Here is a 19,991-nt window from a genome sequence, read left to right on the forward strand (position 1 = left end):
AGTGAAAACCTTACTCGTTACCGGCGGAGCCGGATTCATCGGCGGCAATTTCGTGCTCAGGCAGATGCGGCAGGGCGGCGTCGAGGTCGTCAACCTGGACGCGCTGACCTATTCCGGCAATCTGCGCACCCTCGCCGAAGTCGAGGACGATCCGAACCACGACTTCGTGCTGGGCTCGATCGGCGACCGCGAGCTGGTCGAATACCTGCTGGAGCGCTATCAGCCGGACGCGATCGTCAATTTCGCCGCGGAGACCCATGTCGACCGCTCGATCGACGGCCCGGACGCCTTCGTCCACACCAACGTCGCCGGCACTTTCGAACTGCTGGAGGCCGCGCGCTGGTACTGGCGCCAACTGGACGACGAGCGCCGGAAGGCGTTCCGGTTCCTGCATGTCTCCACCGATGAGGTGTACGGCACGCTGGGTGCGACCGGCAAGTTCACCGAGGAGACGCCGTACCGGCCCAACTCGCCGTATTCGGCGTCCAAGGCCGGTTCCGACCACTTGGTGCGGGCCTATTTCCACACCTACGGCCTGCCGGTGCTGACCACCAACTGCTCGAACAATTACGGGCCGTACCAGTTCCCGGAGAAGCTGATCCCCTTGATGATCGACCATGCCTTGCAGGGCCTGCCGCTGCCGGTATACGGCGCGGGCACCAACGTCCGCGACTGGCTCTACGTGGAGGACCATTGCCGGGCGATCGAGACCGTGCTGGCCGGCGGCCGGCCGGGCGAGGTCTACAACGTCGGCGGCAACAACGAGAAGACCAACATCGAAGTGGTGGAGACGATTTGCGCCCTGCTCGACGAACTCCTGCCCGATTCCCCCCATAAACCGCACCGCCGGCTGATCCAGTTCGTGCAGGACCGGCCGGGCCACGATCTGCGCTACGCCATCGATGCCGGCAAGATCGGCCGCGAACTGGGCTGGCAGCCGGAGGAAACCTTCGAGACCGGCCTGCGCAAGACGGTGCGCTGGTATCTCGACAACCGCGACTGGGTGGAGCACGTCAAGGCCGGCAATTACGGCGGCGAGCGCCTCGGCGTCGAGAGCGCCAAGGAGAAGGCATGAGCGGAATCCGCGGCATCATCCTGGCCGGCGGTTCCGGCACCCGGCTGTATCCGCTGACCCATGTGGTCAGCAAGCAGTTGCTGCCGGTCTATGACAAGCCGATGATCTACTACCCCTTGTCGGTACTGATGCTGGCCGGCATCCGGGACATCCTGGTGATCACCACGCCGCATGATGCCGCGCTGTTCCAGGCTCTGCTCGGCGACGGCGCGCAGTGGGGTATCGATATCAGCTATGCCGCCCAGCCGAAGCCGGAAGGCCTCGCGCAGGCCTTTCTCATCGGCCGCCATTTCATCGACGGCCGGCGCAGTTGCCTGATTCTCGGCGACAATATCTTTTACGGCCACGATTTTCAGGAGTTCCTGTCCGACGCCACGGGACGCGAAGAAGGGGCCACGGTGTTCGGCTACTGGGTGCGCGATCCGGAGCGCTACGGCGTCGCCGAATTCGACGCGACCGGGCGGGTGATCGGCGTCGAGGAAAAGCCCGCCAGACCTAAGTCGAACTACGCCGTCACCGGGCTTTATTTCTACGACGAACAGGTCGCGGACATGGCGGCGACGCTCGAGCCCTCGGCGCGGGGGGAGCTGGAGATCACCGACATCAACCGGCTTTATCTGGAGCAAGGCCAGTTGCACATCCAAAAGATGGGGCGCGGCGTCGCCTGGCTGGACACCGGGACCCACGACTCGCTGCTGCAGGCATCCAATTTCATCCAGACCATCGAGGAGCGGCAGGGCCTCAAGATCTGCTGTCCGGAGGAAATCGCGATGAACAAGGGCTGGATCGGCGCGGAAGAGGTCGGTCGCCTGGCCGGCGATCTGGGCAAGAGCGGCTACGGCGCTTATCTGCGCCGGCTGATCGAAGGAGGGATGCCGGTTTGAGAGTCGAACAGACGTCATTGCCGGGCGTGGTGCTGATCTCGCCCAAGGTGTTCGGCGACGCCCGCGGCTATTTCAAGGAAACCTGGAGCCGCCAGCGTTACCAGGATGCCGGACTGCCGGCCGATTTCGTACAGGACAATCTGTCCTATTCGCGCAAGGGCATCCTGCGGGGCCTGCATTTCCAGAATCCCCGCTCCCAGGGCAAGCTGGTGCAGGTGCTGCAGGGCGAGGTGTTCGACGTGGCGGTGGACATCCGGCGCGGATCGCCGCACTTCGGCTGCTGGTTCGGCACCGTGCTGTCGGCGGAGAACCATCTGCAGATGTACGTGCCGGAAGGCTTCGCTCACGGCTTCTGCGTACTCAGCGAGACGGCGATGTTCGCCTACAAGTGCACCGAGTATTACGATCCCTCCTCCGAATTCTCGCTGCGCTGGGACGATCCGGACATCGGCATAGACTGGCCGCAGGACGACGCGCCCGAACTCTCCGCCAAGGACAAGGACGCCTTGCTGCTCCGGGATTTTCCGCAGGACCGGCTGCCGGTCTATCCATGAAAATCCTCATCGTCGGCAGGGGCGGGCAATTGGCCTGGGAACTGCGGCGCACGCTCGCCTGCTTCGGCGAGGTCGTCGCACTCGATCGCCATACCGTGCCGGTTCTCGATCTGGCCGAACCGGCGGGCGTGGCCGCGGCGGTGCGATCCGTCCGGCCGGACCTGATCGTCAACGCGGCCGCCTATACCGCGGTCGATCGGGCCGAGCAGGAGCCGGAGCGGGCCTGGAAGGCGAACGCCGAAGGGCCCGCCGTGCTGGCGGCGGAGGCGGCGCGTTTAGGTATAGGCCTGATCCACTATTCGACCGATTACGTCTTCCCCGGCGACGGCAGCGTGCCGTACCGCGAGGACGACCCGGTCGGCCCGCGGAACGTTTACGGCCGCAGCAAGCTGGCCGGCGAAGCGGCCATCGCCGAATCCGGCGCCGCCCATGTCGTTCTCCGCACCGCCTGGGTCTACGGCGTGCGCGGCCAGAACTTCTTGAGGACCATGCTGCGGCTCATGGCCGAGCGCGAGGTGGTGCGGGTCATCGACGACCAGCTCGGCGCCCCGACCTGGGTGCGGATGATCGCGGAGGCGACCACGATTCTGGTGGCGCGCTCGCTGCGTTCCGGTGTGGCCGATCTGTCGGAAGCTAGCGGTGTCTACCATCTCACCTGCAGTGGCCGGACGAGCTGGTACGGCTTCGCCTGCGCCATCCGCGAGCGGTCCGTGGCCGCCGGATTGCTCCCCGACACCGCGGCCCGGGTCGAGGCCATCCCGACCGCGGAATATCCCACTCCGGCCAAGCGGCCGGCTTATTCGGTGCTGGATTTGAGCAAGCTCGAGGAGCGGTTCGGCATCGTGCCCCCCGGCTGGCAACAGGCGCTGGAGCTTTGTTTGGCTGATCTTGCCGGTCGGTGAGAGTTATTTTCAGCTACCGTGCCGAAAGCGCGAAAGAAAGAAGAGGCGCTGCGCGCAGTTGATTTGAATGTGGGTTTTCGGACCCACGGCCGACATCCTTTCTTTTGCTCGGCCAAAAGAAAGGATGCAAAGAAAAGGCCGCCCGACAGCCGCGAAAGCCCTTGCGCTTCTACGAAAACCATCCATGGTTTTCGCCCTACGGGCCAGCCTACGGCTGTTCAACTTTGCTTCTGGCAAAGTTGTCGCTTGCCGAGCGGGGTCGACAGAAGGGGCTTCCATGCCCCTCTGTCGACGCGCCGCCTCCTTGCGGCGCCCCTGCGGGCTGTTCCGCTCGGCAAGCTGCGATGCTCGGCGCGGCTGAACGGGATTCAAGATCAAGAGCGGAAACGGCCTCGCTGCGCGCGGCCTTTGAATATGAATTTGCATTAGCGGGCGCTCATGGAGCCTAAGTTCGTCCATCTCCGGATTCACACCGAATATTCCCTCGTCGACGGGGTGGTCCGGATCAAACCGCTGGTCAAGAAGCTGGCGGAACTCGGCATGCCGGCCGTGGCCGTGACCGACCAGTCCAACCTGTTTGCCCTGGTCAAGTTCTACAAGGCGGCCATGGGCGCCGGGATCAAGCCGATCGCCGGCGCCGACGTGTGGGTGCAGAGCCCGCAGGATGCGAGTTCCCCTCACCGGCTCACCCTGCTGGTCCAGAACCAGGAGGGGTATCTCGCGCTGACCGAGCTGATTTCGCGCAGCTACCAGGAAAACCAGCACCAGGGCGTTCCCATGCTGATGCCGGAATGGCTGGCGGATCGCAATGCCGGCCTGATCGCGCTCTCCGGCGGGCGCGAAGGCGCCATCGGCCATGCCCTGATCGGCGGCAATAGCGCGGAAGCGGCACGTCTGGCCGAATACTGGGGCGGGATATTCCGGGACCGCTTCTACCTCGAACTGTGCCGGACGGGGCGCGCCAACGAGGAGCGCTACATCGATGCGGCGGTGGGGCTGGCCGCCCGCTTCGACTTGCCGGTGGTGGCCACCAACGACGTCCGCTTCCTATCATCGAAGGAGTTCGAGGCCCACGAGGCGCGGGTCTGCATCCACCAGGGCAGGGTGCTGGACGACCCGCGCCGTCCCCGCGAATACAGCGAGCAGCAGTATCTGCGCAGCGAGGAGGAGATGCTGGCGCTGTTCGCCGATTTGCCGGAGGCGCTGGAGAACAGCGTGGAGATCGCGCGCCGCTGCAACATCGGCCTGACCCTGGGGAAGAACTTCCTGCCGGATTTCCCGGTGCCGGCGGGCATGACGCCGGACGATTTTTTCTCGGAGCAGTCACGAGAAGGGCTGAAGGAACGTCTGGCCGTGCGACCGCCTTCCGGACCGGGAACTTTGGAAGAACGGACGAAACGCTACTCGGACCGGCTCGAACTGGAGCTGTCGGTGATCCGCGAGATGGGCTTCCCCGGCTACTTCCTGATCGTCGCCGACTTCATCCAGTGGGCCAAGAGCCAGGGCATTCCGGTGGGGCCGGGGCGCGGCTCCGGCGCCGGCTCGCTGGTGGCCTATGCGCTCAAGATCACCGACCTCGACCCGATCGAATTCGAGCTGCTGTTCGAGCGCTTCCTCAATCCCGAGCGCGTCTCCATGCCCGACTTCGACGTCGATTTCTGCATGGAGCGGCGCGACGAGGTGATCGACTACGTCGCCCGCAAGTACGGCCGCGACAAGGTGTCCCAGATCATCACCTACGGCAGCATGGCGGCCAAGGCTGTGGTGCGCGACGTCGGCCGGGTGCTGGGCCACCCGTACGGCTTCGTCGACCGTATCGCCAAGCTGATCCCGTTCGAGCTCGGCATCACCCTGAGCAAGGCGCTGGAGGACAGCGAAGACCTGCGCAAGCTCTACGAGGAGGACGAGGAGGTCAAGGCCCTGCTCGATTTGGCCCAGTCGCTCGAAGGCATCACCCGCAATCCGGGCAAGCATGCGGGCGGCGTGGTGATCGCGCCCTCGCGCCTGGTCGATTTCAGCCCGCTGTATTGCGAGCCGGGCGGCGGCAACCTGGTGACCCAGTTCGACAAGGACGACGTCGAAGCGGTCGGCCTGGTCAAGTTCGACTTCCTGGGGCTGAGGACGCTGACCATCATCGATTGGGCGCTGGCCGACATCAACGGAAAGCGCCAGGCTGCGGGGGAGGAGCCGGTCGACATCAACCGGATTCCCCTGGACGATCCCAAGGCCTACGAGCTGCTGGGGAAGTGCGCGACCACCGCCGTGTTCCAGCTCGAATCGCGCGGGATGAAGGACTTGATCAAGCGGCTCAAGCCGGACTGTTTCGAGGACATCATCGCCCTGGTCGCGCTGTTCCGCCCCGGCCCGCTGCAATCGGGCATGGTGGACGACTACATCAACGTCAAGCACGGCCGGACCAAGGCGGAATATCCCCATCCGGTCCTGGAGCCGATCCTGAAACCCACCAACGGCGTCATCCTGTACCAGGAGCAGGTGATGCAGATCGCCCGCGACATGGCCGGCTATACCCTGGGCGGCGCCGACCTGCTGCGGCGCGCCATGGGCAAGAAGAAGCCGGAGGAGATGGCGAAGCAGCGGGAAATCTTCGTCGCCGGCGCCACCGGACAAGGCATAGACCCGGGCATCTCCTCCTACATCTTCGATTTGATGGAGAAGTTTGCCGGCTACGGCTTCAACAAATCACATTCCGCCGCCTATGCCCTGGTGTCGTACCAGACCGCCTGGCTCAAGGCGCACTATCCGGCCGAGTTCATGTCGGCCGTGCTTTCAGCCGACATGGACAACACCGACAAGGTCGTCGTGCTGATCGACGAATGCCGCGGGATGAAGCTGTCCATCCTGCCCCCCAACGTCAATCTCTCGGAGTACCGGTTCACCGTCCAGGGCCGGCGGGAAATCCTCTACGGCCTGGGTGCGGTCAAGGGCGTGGGCCAGACCGCGATCGAAGACATCCTGCAGGAGCGGAAGAGCAACGGGCCGTTCGCCGACCTGCTCGACCTGTGCCGGCGCATCGACCTCCGAAAGGCCAATCGGCGGGTGCTGGAGGCGATGATCCGGGCCGGCGTGCTCGATTGTTTCGACCGGAACCGGGCCGCCCTGTTCGCCGCTTTGCCGGATGCGCTGAAGGCGGCGGAGCAGCACGGCGCCATGAGCGCCGCCGGCCAGGACGATTTGTTCGGAGGTTTCTCGGCGGAAAGCCCCTTGGCCGCGTGCGCAAGCCTCGTTTCGGCGGAGGTCGAACCCTGGACCGAAGCGGAGCGGCTGGCCCAGGAAAAAGCCACGCTGGGGCTGTATCTCACCGGCCATCCGATCACGCCGCACGAACGCGAACTCGAGCAGATCGTCACGACCCGGCTCGGACCGCTCATGGGAGAGGGCGAGGGCGGCCGGGGTGAGACGCGGGTGGTGGTGGCGGGCCTCATCGTCGACATCCGCACCCGGCTCACGCGCAGCGGTCAGAAAATGGGTTTCATTTCGCTGGACGATCGCACCGGGCGCATGGAGCTTGCCGTCTATACGGAAACCTTCCAGCGCGACGGCCACCATCTTGCCAAGGACGGCCTCATCGTTGCCGAAGGTACCTTGGGATACGACGAATATGCCGGCCAGACCCGCATCACCGCCGAAAGGATTTTCAGCATCGAGGAGGCGAGGGCGCATTTCGCCCGCTGTCTCCGGATCGAATGGCCCGCTGCGGCGGCAGCCGATGGTGTTCCTCCGTCATTCCTGGACGAATTCAAGACCCTGCTCGACCAGTTCGCAGGGGGCGCCTGTCCCGTCCACGTCGCTTACCGCGGACGAGGTGCGCAGACCCTGCTTCGTCTCGGTGAGCGCTGGCGGGTTCATCCCAGGGACGAGCTGCTGGGGCGCCTGCGGAAATGCATCGGCAGCTCTCGGGTCGACGTGGTGTACCGGTAGTGTGGCGAGGGGACAATTACCTGGCGTCGGACTGTGGAATCGCGTTCATTGATGCCGATGCGAAGTTCAACGCCTTGAATTATAAGAGTAAAATTTTATAGTAAAGAGGTTGTTTCAAATTTGTAAAAAAACCTGGACACCGGGAACTTTTCCGCTATACTTTGCCCAGCCGTCAGGGATGGGGCCTCAGAGAGAGTCGTCAATGAGGAGGAGAGCCCTTCGGGGCAGTTGATAATTACAACAATAATGCAACTACCGATGCGCTTCGCAGGTAAACTCGGCGATAGCGTTGAAACAACAACAATAACAAAAAACGCTAAAAAGCCCGCCCCTGGCGGGCTTTCTTATGTCCGCCAGGGAGGGGGATAAGGCGACCTCAAAAGACGCCCAGGAGGAGGAGAACAAAAACCGAGCAACAACCATCACTGGTTAAGCCGCACCGGATCGTTCCGTTGAGGTTGAATAAATTATACCGAATCCAATCCGTTTTAGTATCAGAGTTTCTTATGACGTCCATGCTTGACGTTTATTCTCGGTAAACAAAACGGCATTCACTGGTTGTTCTGTATCACAGGCAGTACAAACCGCCCCCCTCGGCGTCATCTGGCGGATTCGAGATCAAGAGCCGCCTCCTTAGCGAAATCCGTCCGAAGGCCCAACGGCGGATTTTCGGTCTATCCCATGCCATCCATGTCGACGGCCTCGTCGGACAGTCTGGCCGTTTGGAGAAAGCCGTCGCGCCTGGCCCGGACACCTTGTTTGAATTTGTCCGGCATGCGTTCCACGCTTTCGTCGGCGATGGCTTCCAGAAGGTCCATTTCGGCCATGCCCTCGCGGTGGGCCGCCAGGTAGAGCTTCTTCAGGCCGCCGTCGCCAAACTGGTTGGCGACGTCCAGCATGAAGGCGATGCCGCGTTCCGTGCGGAGGTTCCGTGCGTAGCCCTGCATCTTCTTGAGAGACTGGCGGAACGCGTTGGCGGCGGTTTGGACCTGGGCCAGTTGGAAGGGCAGGTGAAGAGTGGCCTTTTCGAAGCGTCCGGTCCAGGGAGAGCGAATGAGATCGAATGCCGGGTCGAGCGTGAGCCCGGTTCGGGCGTCGACACCGCCGTTGGCCCTGCTGGTATAGGCGATGAGACCGTCGGCCAGGCGGGCGTTACCGTCGCCGAAGATTTCGATGTACCGTTCCCGGTCGGCGGCCGAAAACGCCCGCAGCAATTCCGGCAGGCGGCCCGGACGCTGGGCCCATTGGATGATGCCGTAGGACAGTCCTGCGGCGTCGGTGTTGAGATTGAGCGCGCCGAATTTTCCGACGCCTTCCATCTGCGCGACGATGCTCAGAATCTTGTGCAGACCTCGATAAGGCAAGCCCAGAACCAGGCTGAGGTAGACCTGGGAAATCCGGGGTTTGCTGGCGGGCGTTCTTGCCAGAGCCCGCAGGGTTGCGGCATCGACTTCGCCCGAAGCGGGAAGCCCACGATTGGACTGGAAGTTTTGCACCGCCGTAGCGGTCTTGCTGCCGAACCGCCCGTAGGCGGCGGAGAGGAGGCCGGGCAGGCCGGTATGGCCGTGGCCCGACAGCAGGTCCTGGATGGCGCCGACGGCATCGCCCGCCGGCTCGTGACTGTCGATGGCAGCGCTGCTCTGCCCACGGAACAGGGCGTCGATCCGGGGAATCCCGCACTCGATGCCGGTTTCCGGGGGCGGGACCGGCGGTGCGGCTGGCGTCGGCAGCGGAGCCGGCGCCAGCGGCTGCGGAGTGTCGGTGGCGCCCGCCCACAGAAAGGCGTTTTCCGGCGTTTCGTACCAGACGGCGTTCCCTCTGATCCGCTCGCCGCGGTCGGTGAAGCCCGTGACCGCCACGTCCGTTCCTCGCGGCAGGGTGCGAAGGATGCGGGCGCGGGTGTTGGGTGCGCCTTCGCGGAGATTTGCGGCACCGAGGAGCCGTACGAAGCGCTGTTCCAAACTTGCGGCGAGCGGACCCGAACCGGGCGTCGGCCGGGCCGGGGCGGGTTGGGAAGCGATCCGTTTCAGCAGCTCGGCGCGGTCGAATCCAGGGCCGGTGCAGTCGCGCGAAGCCCGTATCTCGGCGTGCAGCACGACTTGCTCCGCGTCCGCCGGGAAGCCCCAGTACGCCGCTATCTCCCGTATCAGCTCCGCCGTGGCGCCGTACATTTCCTCGGACCAGTTTTCGCCCGGCCCGACGGCGGCGGCGACGCCTATCGTCATCAGGTTGGGGTTGATGCCCCGGCGATAAAGCGCCCAGCTCGGGTTGACGACCAGGCCGGCGTGATAGGCCGTGTCCGCTTCGTCCACGTACTGGTGGACCAGGCCGCCGGCAGCCACGACGTAGTGGCAGGATTCGCTGGATTTGGGGTTGGCGAACAAGGCGTCGGCGGCTTGCAGGCTTGGGTAGGCATGGATGACGACGGCCTGAGGCTCATGGCCGCGCCGGCCTTGGGTGAAGTTGTCCGGCGGGCAGCCGATCCATTGTTTGAGCATGGCAGGCTCTCCTAGCCCAGTATGCCGCGTTCGCCGGCGAGTGGCGGTGCGGCCGGCGTACCGCCGGCGGTCTGGTCCGCAGACGTCTGGGGGCTCTGCCGTTCGCGCCGTTGCTCGTCATCCCTCACCGCCAGGACGCCGCGAAGCTTGAGCAGGTTCTGCAGCGCGGCGTACCAGAAAGGCGCGCCGAGGCTGAGGAGAAACACCGAGAGGATCATGCCGATGGGATTGACCTCGCGCCATCGTCCAATCCATCCCTTGCTGCTGCCCAGGACGTTGATGAGGCCGAGGTCTTGCAGATATTCCAGGTCGGTTCTGACGCCGGCCGGACTGCCGGTGGTGAACTGGGCGGAAACTGGAGATTGCGGTGCCATCGTGCCTGCCACCGCAGTCGGAACAGAGGCGGGTTTGCCTTTGGGCTCCTCCGCCCGGCCCGGAATGGCCGCCGTGCCATCGGGGCCTTTCGTGTGCGGACTCGGGAGGGGAGTGGCATTGACGGACGGCGGAGCCGGAATCTTTGGCCTGGAGGCATCGCCCGCCTTTTCGGGTTTACCGGCGTCGCGCGGCCGTTGGTCCAACTCGAAGGCCTTTTGGACCAGGGCGTTTCTGAGTTCTTCGTCGACGGACAGCCGGTTGATGATGTCGATGGTGTCAAGCTGAACCGTGGCGACCACGACGACCGAACAGGCCACCGTGATCAGCCGGGTGGTGGCGGTAAATCGTTCGGAAACCCGGTCGATGGTCTGGTCGAACCAGCCGTTGATCTTGGCCACCAGGCGGCTGTTGGCCTCCTGCAACAGCGCCACGTTGTGGCGGACATTGGTCGCGAGTTCCGGATGGCTCAATTCGAGCTGCAAGGCATAGGCCCGGACGTTTTCGAGCGTGGCTGCCGGGTCCTCGATGCCGTTCTTTTCCAGCATATTGGCGAGAATTTGCCTGGCGGAGTCGGACAAGCGGTTCTTGCTGTCTCTCGGCGTCTGGCCGCTGGCGATGTCCAGCAGCAGCTTGGTGAATTCCTCGCGGTGTATCGTGGCGCCGAGCCGCTGTCCCACATGGCTGATCATGGGGTGGGTCAGCACGGCGCGGGATACCTGCTCCGCCATCTCGCGGCTCAGGCTGGGATCGATCTGCCGCAGCAGATCGCCCAGCCCGCGTGAGAGATGTTTTCCCCGCGTATTCGCCAAATCGGTGATGAGCTGCGTCAGTACGGTTACCGCCATGCTGGCGATGAGCATGACGACGGAAACCCCCAGCAGGATGTCGATGGTTTTCAGCATTGCCGAATCCTCCGATTGGCGGAAAATGCCAGGCCGGGCTTTGCGGCCCGGCGGAAAAATCCGAATCTTCCCTGTTCGATGAACCGCTTGCCGAATGGGCGCCACCGCAGTTTAGCCGGAAATGTGTCCCTGGCGATATTCGCGATTCGTCTCCGCCCGTTGAAACCGCCGCAATGAGGACATCGGTGTTCTGCTAGCCTTCCAGTACCTTCCGAATGCAGCGCTTCATGGTTTCCTTCAAGGCAAGCGCCGCGCGGTAGAGCTGCGATTCCTGCACCAGTGCGTGCGCCCAGTGCACCAGTCGCATGATCCATTCGTAAAGCCGGGCGAACCAGGCGAACGACATCAGGGCCGGCCGCGTCAGCCTGAAGACCCGGGCGACCAGCAGCGTGCCGAGCAGCTTGGCGGCGATTTCCAGCAGGATACCGGCGGTCATCGCGCCGTGAACCATCAGCATCACCGCGCCGACGTTGAGCGGCGCGACGGCCGCCAGGGGGATGGCGAAGGCTGTCAGCGCCAGCTTCGGGGAAGCCTGTGAAAGCCAGGCATCGAAGCGTTCCAGATGCAGAAGGCGGGAGAGCCGTTGGCCGAGAACGGTCAGGATGTCCCAGAGCCATTCTTCGAACAGGACCAGAACGGCGAGGACGGACAGAAGGAGCTGTTTCAGCACGGCGGGTCGAAAATCGCGGGATGAACAGGACAGATGCGGGCGACGGGCGGTTCCGCGGCTGCGGCCGCCCGCCGTCGGCTCAGGCGGACAGGTTGGCCGAGCGGTGCTCGGCGAGGAGTTTTTGCAGTGCTTCCTCGCTTTCCTTCGGCAGGCTGGTATAGAGAATCTCGCCACCGAACCGGGCCAGCTCGGGCTCGACCTTGTCCCGCGTGATGTTGCGCAGCGCCATGAAGATGGCGGAGGTGCCGGGCCGCATCTTTTCGCTGACGTTCTTGATGAAGCCGTCGTCGATCCCGTAATCGCTCAACGAACCGCCGATCGCGCCCGCCGCGGCCCCTACCGCCATGCCCGCCAGCGGTGACAGGAAGATGAGTCCGATCAGCGCGCCCCAAAGCGCGCCGGAAGTGGCGCCGATGGTGGTGAGGTCGACCGCCTGATGGAGTTTGATCTTGCCCGATTCCTTGTCGCGTACCACGACGCATGCGTCTTCCAGGTCGACCAGGTAGCCGCGCTGCAGGCGCTTGAGCGTGGCCATGACTTCGGCGGCGCGGAATTCGTCGGGGTAGACGATCGAGATCAGTTCTGCCATTCGTGGACTCCTTGGTGAATGATGGTCGTAGGGATCGAGCGCGGCCTGGGGGCCGTGCCGCCGCTATGGTAGCCCGATCGGCGTCGTCAGCGTATTGCGGAAACGAGAAAGATTCCGAAGGCGAGGGCGATGAGCCCCCAGAGGCGGATGGCGGTTTCCGGCTGCTGGGCCCACCATTCGATGATCGTCGCGAGCCGGACGTGGCCGAGGAGGGCGACGATCGCGGCACCGGCCAGGGACAGATAGCCGAGCGCGGTGAGCGTTCGAGGGTAGGCCGAATCGGCGGCGGCCAGGAGCAGGGCGATGCCGAGCGCCAGGCGCAGCGCGGCGGCATAATGCACGCCTTTCGGCGTGGCCCAGAAGTTCCGGGCGAGCCCGACGAAATCCGCCGGCCTGATAAGCCCGAAAGCCCCGAATGAGGCGATGAGCATGCCGAACATCGCAACGACCAGGCGCATCATGTCAGCCTCCTGTTTCGATTCTGGATAGGGGCTGGCGTCCCATCGGACCCAGCCGGAAGCTGCTTCCGCAGTTCGAGCCGCCGCTCTTGCCGGCGAGTGGAAGCAAGGATCCGAGTCTGGCGCCGGGTTTGAGCTCGGGAGGTAGGTTTACGCGCACCTCGATCAGCATTCCACGCTCGCAGTTCAGCCAAATCCGGTCGCGGGCACCCGTCCCCAAGGATACATCCAGTCTAGGAGTCTGTCGGACTATGGATTTACTCGGGTCGGGATTCTTGGAATCGAGAATTTTTCGGGGGCATTGGCGGGGTAGTCACCAGCGTTTCGCGTCGATAACTAGACCAAGATGTGCCCCGCCTCCCCCATGGCGGCGCTATTGGTGTGTAACGCTTGGTTTTTACGTGAAGCCTGTCACGCTGCCGCCAACACGTGCATCCGCCTCAGATTGAACGCCATCGCCACCAGCTTCCATTCTCCGGCCACTGCCTCCAAGCCGCGCAGAGAGAACTGGCGGAATCCCAAGACCTGTTTGATGATGCCGAACACCGGCTCCACCGTGGATTTGCGCTTGGCGTAGCGGGCCTTCCCTGCCTTCGTTTTGAGTTTCCAGGCCATCTTCTCCACGGGATCGGTGGTTTCCGGTTCCGGGGCATCCGGAGCCAGGCGTTCCGCCAGCGGCACGTGATGGCTGTCCCGTCCCATCGCGATCAGCGGTTCGATCTGCTGTTCGCAGCAGGCGTGCACGTTGCCGGCGCTGAAGTAGCCCGTGTCGGCCAGCAGGGCTTCGGGCTTCCCCAGGCTTCCGGCAGCTTCTCGATCTCGGCCAGCATCGGTTCGACCTGCTGCTTGTCGTTGGTCTGCTGACTGACGGTGGTGGCGACGATCAACATCGTCTCCACATCCACCGCAGCCTGGCTGTTATAGCCCTGGAGGAAACCCGCGTGGCTCGGCATGATGCGGGATTCCTCGTCGGTCAGATTGATCTGGTCGCTGGCCTTCGGCCCGGTTTCCGGCGGCTTCGGCTCCTGCCCACGTGGCTTCTTGCCCGCCTGCCGCTGGCCTTCGCGACGGGCTACCTTGGCTTCATAGTCCTGCTGCGCCCGGGCATCGCGCTCCGCGACCCGCTCCACGATCTTGGCCTTCGCCTCCGCCAGGGCCTTCAGCCGATCCTGCCGCCGCGCCAACTCCTCTGGCAGGTCGATGCCGTCCGGCTCCTCCGCCCCGTCGGCCTCCGCCGCCTTCTGCAACAAGGCCTGCACCTCCTCCCGCAACTGCGCTTCCAACTTCTCGATGTGGCCATGAGACAAGGCCTTGTGCTTGGAGGCGTTGGCCTTAATCTTGGTCCCGTCCAGGGAAATCTGCCCGAGCCTCACCAGCTTCATCGCCTGCGCCAGGCTCAAGACCTGAACGAACAGGTCCTCCAGCTCCCCCAGAAAGGTCTTGCGAAAGTGGGCCAGGGTGTCATGATCGGGATGGGTTTCCGCCGACAGAAAGCGGAAGGCCACCGAATCGTAGGTGGCCCGCTCAATCTTGCGGCTGGAGAACACCCCGGTGGCATAACCATAAACCAGCAGGGCCAGTAGTACCGACGGATGGTGCGCCGCCGACCCGCGCCCCGAGTAGCGGCTCGTCAGTCGACTTAAATCCAGCTGATCGATGACCTCGACGAGGAACCGTGCCAGGTGGTTGGCTGGCAGCCATTCGTCAACCGAGGGCGGTAGCAGATACTGCTGGTGGCGATTGACGGGGATGAAGCGGCTCATCGGGTCTCACCTTGTCGCGATCTATCCGGAATAGGCCGCTATGTTAACGGAAACAGCGGACTTCCGCCCCTCCAATCCGGTTCGAACCAGAACCGGAAAGTCCGACAGACTCCTAGCGAGAAAATCCTCCGTGCGCACCGTCCGCCCGATACGGACCGTGGCAAACTCGGCGATACCGGAACCGTTGAACTGTCGGGTCAGGTCGGCGGCCAGAGCAAAATAGGCATCGCTCGACATCGCGGTCTGACAGGTGCCGTGCTTATGCCATTCGTGGCGCTCCAGGCAGGATGCGGATCCTGGCATGACCTCGGCCAGCGCGGCCTTCCCGGCAGGCTCGAGGGCGACGGGGGGATAGTCGCAGAAGTCGCGCCTGGACTGCTTCACCTCCCCGCAGAAGCCGTAGCCCGTCCCGCAGCCCGACTTGTTCGGCCACAGCCCGTGGAGGCTGAAATTGCGGGCGGGGTAGGCCGCCGGATCGGCGACGCGGCATTCCGGATTGTCGGGCTTGAGCTCGCAGAAGGCCGGCTGCCAGCTCAGCGCCAGCACGTAAGCGTCCGCCTGCCCCGCAAGATCGCATCGTTCCATGGCCGGTTCGGCTGTCGTGTCCGGCTCCAGCCGGCCGCAGTCCCGGCTCACCCAGCGCTCGGGCGGATTGGCCGCGGGCAGGCGGAGCCTGTACCACCCGGCGCCATCCGGCTTGTTGGTCTCGATCACCGGATAAGCCTTTCCCGCAGCGACGCGGACGCCGTCCGGGTTGGTCTGCTTGTTTTTCGAGACGTAGGCCGGGCAATCGCGGTCTGCAGTGAACGTGGTTTGCGCGGTTGCGGGCCGAGCGGCGTGTGCAAGTCCGACGGACAGGACGAAGGTGAACCAGATCCTGCAGATCATTGGAGGTTTGAGCAAGCCAATGTGCCTGAACTTTTTCTAGCCCGGATATTTCAAGAAAGTGGGCGAATCTCGCTTAACCAATTGATATAATTGGAGTTGCGCCAATAACGCTTCGTACGAAGCCTAAACGAGACCGCCCAATGAGTGATTCTATCCCGACCCAGCTCCGTTTTCCCACCGTCGCCGGCTTCACCGTCCGTGCCGACTTCGAAGGCGGCGCGGTGTCCAGCGACTTCGGCGCCCTCCTCCTGCAGGGCGTGGATCGGCAGACCGGATTGATCGCCCGTCTGGCCTCGGCCATTCAGGATCGCCGGCACCCTTCCTACATCGCCCACAGCTTGGCCGACCTCCTGCGTCAGCGCATCTTCCAGACCGCCTGCGGCTATGCCGACGGCAACGACGCCAACAGCCTGCGCCACGATCCCGTGTTCAAGCTGGCGGCCGAGCGGGCGCCGTTGGATGCCGACAACGCCCTGGCTTCCGGCCCCACCTTCTCGCGCTTGGAGAACGGAGTCTCCCGCAAGGACATCTACCGCCTGGCCCGCGCCTTCGTCGATGCCTTCATCGCCAGCTACACCACCCCGCCCGCGGTCATCGTCTTGGACATGGACCACTCCGAAGACCGCACCCACGGGCAGCAGGAACTGGCCTTCTACAATCACCACTACGGCAGCCACTGCTATCTGCCGCTGTTCTTGTTCGAGGGCCTCTCCGGCAAGTTCATCACCGCCGTGCTGCGGCCCGGCAAACGCCCCACCGGGCGCGAGAACGCCGCCATCCTCCAGCGGGTCGTGCGCCGCCTGCGCCAGGCCTGGCCGGATACCCACCTCGTCCTGCGCGGGGATGGCCATTTCGCCAACCCGGAGTTGATGGCCCTGTGCGAAGCCGATGCACGGATGGATTTCCTCTTCGGCCTGGCCGGCAACCAGGTGCTGACGCCCAAGGCCGAGCCGCTGCTTGCCAAGACGCGCGCCTTGCATGCGCAACGCTGTGATTTCGCTCGCCGCGCCGAACAGCCCGAGCCGGCGGCGACCCGTTTGTATGACGAGGTGGCCTACCAGGCCGGTTCCTGGCCCAAGGCCTATCGGGTGGTGCTCAAGGCCGAGGTCATGGGCCTGGGGGACAACCCGCGCTTCGTCGTGACCTCGCTCGCCGACCCGACGCCGGAGGCGCTGTACCGGGATCTGTACTGCGCACGCGGCCAGGACGAGAACTTCATCAAGGCGGTGAAGAACGATCTGGCCAGTGATCGCACCGCCGACCATGCCTTCCTCGCCAACCACCTGCGCCTGTTCTATGCCTGTGCCGCCTACAGCCTGATCCACAGCCTGCGGGAGCACACCCTGTGCCACACCGAACTGGCCAAGGCGCAGCCCATGACCCTCATCCTGAAGCTGTTCAAGCTGGCGGTGCGGGTGGTGCAGTACAAGGACCGGATCAAGTTGCACTTGCCGAGCGCCTGTCCGGTGAAGGCGCTGTTGCACCGGGTCACCGAGATACTCTATCTCGTCCGACCACCGGCCATGGCCTGAAGCGCGCCGTCACCCTCAACCGAGGAGGATCCGGCAGGACTCGGAGGGTTGATTGCGTCCAGTGTCTGGATTCCGGCCACCACCCCCGCGAAAAGAGGCAGGTCGAGGGGCTGCCCATGCCTCATGGGGGGCGTAGGTCAGTTCGGTGGACTGAAAAAATAGGCAGCTGGCCAAGCTATCGGGCGCAGGGGGCATTTTTATGAAACATCCGGGCTAGGAGTCTGTCGGACTTTCCGGTTCTGGTTCGAACCGGATTGGAGGGGCGGAAGTCCGCTGTTTCCGTTAACATAGCGGCCTATTCCGGATAGATCGCGACAAGGTGAGACCCGATGAGCCGCTTCATCCCCGTCAATCGCCACCAGCAGTATCTGCTACCGCCCTCGGTTGACGAATGGCTGCCAGCCAACCACCTGGCACGGTTCCTCGTCGAGGTCATCGATCAGCTGGATTTAAGTCGACTGACGAGCCGCTACTCGGGGCGCGGGTCGGCGGCGCACCATCCGTCGGTACTACTGGCCCTGCTGGTTTATGGTTATGCCACCGGGGTGTTCTCCAGCCGCAAGATTGAGCGGGCCACCTACGATTCGGTGGCCTTCCGCTTTCTGTCGGCGGAAACCCATCCCGATCATGACACCCTGGCCCACTTTCGCAAGACCTTTCTGGGGGAGCTGGAGGACCTGTTCGTTCAGGTCTTGAGCCTGGCGCAGGCGATGAAGCTGGTGAGGCTCGGGCAGATTTCCCTGGACGGGACCAAGATTAAGGCCAACGCCTCCAAGCACAAGGCCTTGTCTCATGGCCACATCGAGAAGTTGGAAGCGCAGTTGCGGGAGGAGGTGCAGGCCTTGTTGCAGAAGGCGGCGGAGGCCGACGGGGCGGAGGAGCCGGACGGCATCGACCTGCCAGAGGAGTTGGCGCGGCGGCAGGATCGGCTGAAGGCCCTGGCGGAGGCGAAGGCCAAGATCGTGGAGCGGGTCGCGGAGCGCGATGCCCGGGCGCAGCAGGACTATGAAGCCAAGGTAGCCCGTCGCGAAGGCCAGCGGCAGGCGGGCAAGAAGCCACGTGGGCAGGAGCCGAAGCCGCCGGAAACCGGGCCGAAGGCCAGCGACCAGATCAATCTGACCGACGAGGAATCCCGCATCATGCCGAGCCACGCGGGTTTCCTCCAGGGCTATAACAGCCAGGCTGCGGTGGATGTGGAGACGATGTTGATCGTCGCCACCACCGTCAGTCAGCAGACCAACGACAAGCAGCAGGTCGAACCGATGCTGGCCGAGATCGAGAAGCTGCCGGAAGCCTGGGGAAGCCCGAAGCCCTGCTGGCCGACACGGGCTACTTCAGCGCCGGCAACGTGCACGCCTGCTGCGAACAGCAGATCGAACCGCTGATCGCGATGGGACGGGACAGCCATCACGTGCCGCTGGCGGAACGCCTGGCTCCGGATGCCCCGGAACCGGAAACCACCGATCCCGTGGAGAAGATGGCCTGGAAACTCAAAACGAAGGCAGGGAAGGCCCGCTACGCCAAGCGCAAATCCACGGTGGAGCCGGTGTTCGGCATCATCAAACAGGTCTTGGGATTCCGCCAGTTCTCTCTGCGCGGCTTGGAGGCAGTGGCCGGAGAATGGAAGCTGGTGGCGATGGCGTTCAATCTGAGGCGGATGCACGTGTTGGCGGCAGCGTGACAGGCTTCACGTAAAAACCAAGCGTTACACACCAATAGCGCCGCCATGGGGGAGGCGGGGCACATCTTGGTCTAGTTATCGACGCGAAACGCTGGTGACTACCCCGCCAATGCCCCCGAAAAATTCTCGATTCCAAGAATCCCGACCCGAGTAAATCCATAGTCCGACAGACTCCTAGTGCCGGGCGGAAAGTGACAGACCTGGATCACCATCCCCAGTTCGTCGGCCAGTTGCTGCAGCTCAACCTTCCAGAGCCGCACACGATAGCCGTTACTGCCGCCGCAGTCGGCGGTGATCAGCAGGCGACGCGCGGCCGGATAGAGTGGCTGGCCCATCTCGCGCCACCACCGGCGGATACTCTCAACCGCAAATGCCGCCGTGTCGTGGGTGATCCCAACACTGACCCAGCCCTGGTTGGCGCCCACGTCATACACGCCATAGGGCGCGACTTTACCCAGTTGCGGATCGATGAAGTCGTAGACGCGTACGCCCTCCGGCCGACCTTTCGGCTGCCATTCGCGCCCGCCATTCTTGAAGTCCCCGACCAGTTCTTTCTTTTTGGTATCAACCGAGACCACCGGATCGCCCGCCGCCTGATACTGCGCCGCCGTCGCGGCAATGTGGCTGAACTGCGCATCACGATCGGCCTGCTGACCCCCTTCGTGAATCTTCCGGGTCGCTTGCAGACTGTAGTCCAACTGCGCCAGCAAATCACACACGGTGCGCTGGCTCACCTGATGACCTTGGGCCACCAATTCCTTGGCCAAACGCGGCGTACTCTTGCAGGTCCAACGCAACGGCGACTGCGGGTCCCCACGCGTCGTCGGTTCGACCAACGCATCCAGGTCGCGCAACAGCGTTGGGTCTTTGGCCGTCAGCTTCTTGCGCCCACCACCCTTGGCCCGAACACGGCCCATCCTCGCCGTGACTGGCTCGCCACCGGATGGCGCCATAGCGAGCTCGCGCAGACCGGCATAGATCGTCGTGCGCGACAAACCCACCGCGCTCGCTACGGTACTGACGCCCCCATGGCCGAGGGTAAGCGCCTCAACCGCTGCCCACAACCGCAGCGTTGCTTCGTCCAGACGGCCGGAAAGCGCCAGAAATTTTTCCTCAATCACCTTGGTGGCGTCCATGCACAAAGCGTAGGCACAGACCGCTCACTGTTCAAGTTATTTCTGCTAGGCTCCTAAGCGCTGAGCTTGGAAGTCGCCAGCGTTCGGTGGAGAACATTCGGCGATTCCCACGAGAGGGACCGCAGTGGTGGTTGCCGGAAAATGA

Annotated in this window: 14 protein-coding genes and 3 pseudogenes; 8 read left to right on the plus strand and 9 right to left on the minus strand. The window is 63.9% G+C overall.

Features of this window, described 5'->3' with window-relative positions; translation table 11 throughout:
* Position 1 precedes the first annotated feature (1 nt).
* The 5 genes from rfbB (at position 2) to dnaE (ending at position 7,354) form a co-directional block, all read left to right on the plus strand.
* On the plus strand, positions 2 to 1,075 hold the full coding sequence (gene rfbB, locus ABZN20_RS19850) for a dTDP-glucose 4,6-dehydratase (protein WP_218806111.1): 1,074 nt from the start codon (positions 2 to 4) through the stop codon (positions 1,073 to 1,075).
* Positions 1,072 to 1,959: a glucose-1-phosphate thymidylyltransferase RfbA gene (gene rfbA / locus ABZN20_RS19855; RefSeq protein ID WP_218806112.1), complete on the plus strand. Its 888-nt coding sequence runs from the start codon at positions 1,072 to 1,074 to the stop codon at positions 1,957 to 1,959. The genes rfbB and rfbA overlap by 4 nt, the downstream gene beginning before the upstream one ends.
* The gene (gene rfbC, locus ABZN20_RS19860) at positions 1,956 to 2,513 is read left to right on the plus strand and encodes a dTDP-4-dehydrorhamnose 3,5-epimerase (RefSeq protein WP_367026373.1); all 558 of its coding nucleotides are present in this window, start codon (positions 1,956 to 1,958) and stop codon (positions 2,511 to 2,513) included. Before rfbA ends, rfbC begins: the two co-directional genes overlap by 4 nt.
* Entirely contained in the window at positions 2,510 to 3,415 is a 906-nt protein-coding gene (gene rfbD, locus ABZN20_RS19865) for a dTDP-4-dehydrorhamnose reductase (RefSeq protein WP_218806114.1), read from the plus strand. Before rfbC ends, rfbD begins: the two co-directional genes overlap by 4 nt.
* 438 nt (positions 3,416 to 3,853) lie before the next feature.
* Entirely contained in the window at positions 3,854 to 7,354 is a 3,501-nt protein-coding gene (gene dnaE, locus ABZN20_RS19870) for a DNA polymerase III subunit alpha (protein ID WP_367026374.1), read from the plus strand.
* 674 nt (positions 7,355 to 8,028) lie between these two features.
* On the opposite strand, the gene ABZN20_RS19875 is transcribed toward dnaE, so the two are convergent.
* From ABZN20_RS19875 to ABZN20_RS19910, 8 genes and pseudogenes are all read right to left on the minus strand, one after another.
* On the minus strand, positions 8,029 to 9,852 hold the full coding sequence (locus ABZN20_RS19875; RefSeq protein WP_367026375.1) for a peptidoglycan recognition protein family protein: 1,824 nt from the start codon (positions 9,850 to 9,852) through the stop codon (positions 8,029 to 8,031).
* An 11-nt stretch (positions 9,853 to 9,863) separates the two neighbouring features.
* Positions 9,864 to 11,129, minus strand: coding sequence for a hypothetical protein (locus ABZN20_RS19880; RefSeq protein ID WP_367026376.1), 1,266 nt, complete (start codon positions 11,127 to 11,129; stop codon positions 9,864 to 9,866).
* A 193-nt stretch (positions 11,130 to 11,322) separates the two neighbouring features.
* Positions 11,323 to 11,799, minus strand: a complete 477-nt coding sequence (locus ABZN20_RS19885; protein WP_367026377.1) for a hypothetical protein — start codon at positions 11,797 to 11,799, stop codon at positions 11,323 to 11,325.
* A 79-nt stretch (positions 11,800 to 11,878) separates the two neighbouring features.
* Positions 11,879 to 12,388 carry a DUF1269 domain-containing protein gene (locus ABZN20_RS19890; protein WP_218806118.1) on the minus strand — a complete coding sequence of 170 codons (510 nt, stop codon included), beginning with the start codon at positions 12,386 to 12,388 and terminating at the stop codon, positions 11,879 to 11,881.
* Positions 12,389 to 12,474: 86 nt separating this feature from the next.
* A complete protein-coding gene (locus ABZN20_RS19895; protein ID WP_255556324.1) occupies positions 12,475 to 12,849 on the minus strand; it encodes a hypothetical protein in 375 nt (124 codons plus the stop codon).
* A gap of 408 nt (positions 12,850 to 13,257) precedes the next feature.
* Positions 13,258 to 13,653: pseudogene (locus ABZN20_RS19900) on the minus strand (transposase); the annotation flags it as partial.
* Positions 13,554 to 14,609 (minus strand): transposase, encoded by a 1,056-nt coding sequence (locus tag ABZN20_RS19905; RefSeq protein ID WP_367025156.1) that lies wholly within the window; start codon positions 14,607 to 14,609, stop codon positions 13,554 to 13,556. The gene ABZN20_RS19905 and the pseudogene ABZN20_RS19900, both read right to left, overlap by 100 nt.
* Before the next feature lie 21 nt (positions 14,610 to 14,630).
* A complete protein-coding gene (locus ABZN20_RS19910; protein WP_367026378.1) occupies positions 14,631 to 15,512 on the minus strand; it encodes a ribonuclease T2 family protein in 882 nt (293 codons plus the stop codon).
* Between the two features lie 125 nt (positions 15,513 to 15,637).
* Here ABZN20_RS19910 and ABZN20_RS19915 point away from each other — a divergent pair, with 125 nt between their 5' ends.
* The 3 genes and pseudogenes from ABZN20_RS19915 to ABZN20_RS19925 form a co-directional block, all read left to right on the plus strand.
* Positions 15,638 to 17,029 (plus strand): IS1380 family transposase, encoded by a 1,392-nt coding sequence (locus ABZN20_RS19915; protein ID WP_367025178.1) that lies wholly within the window; start codon positions 15,638 to 15,640, stop codon positions 17,027 to 17,029.
* Positions 17,030 to 17,358: 329 nt separating this feature from the next.
* Complete coding sequence (locus ABZN20_RS19920; protein ID WP_367025156.1) at positions 17,359 to 18,414, plus strand: transposase; 1,056 nt, start codon at positions 17,359 to 17,361, stop codon at positions 18,412 to 18,414.
* Positions 18,315 to 18,710, plus strand: a pseudogene (locus ABZN20_RS19925) (transposase); the annotation flags it as partial. The gene ABZN20_RS19920 and the pseudogene ABZN20_RS19925, both read left to right, overlap by 100 nt.
* A gap of 176 nt (positions 18,711 to 18,886) precedes the next feature.
* On the opposite strand, the pseudogene ABZN20_RS19930 reads toward ABZN20_RS19925, so the two are convergent.
* Positions 18,887 to 19,846: pseudogene (locus tag ABZN20_RS19930) on the minus strand (ISAzo13 family transposase); the annotation flags it as partial.
* Between the last annotated feature and the right edge of the window lie 145 nt (positions 19,847 to 19,991).

The sequence above is a fragment of the Methylococcus sp. ANG genome (assembly GCF_040730495.1).
Taxonomy (GTDB): Bacteria; Pseudomonadota; Gammaproteobacteria; order Methylococcales; family Methylococcaceae; genus Methylococcus.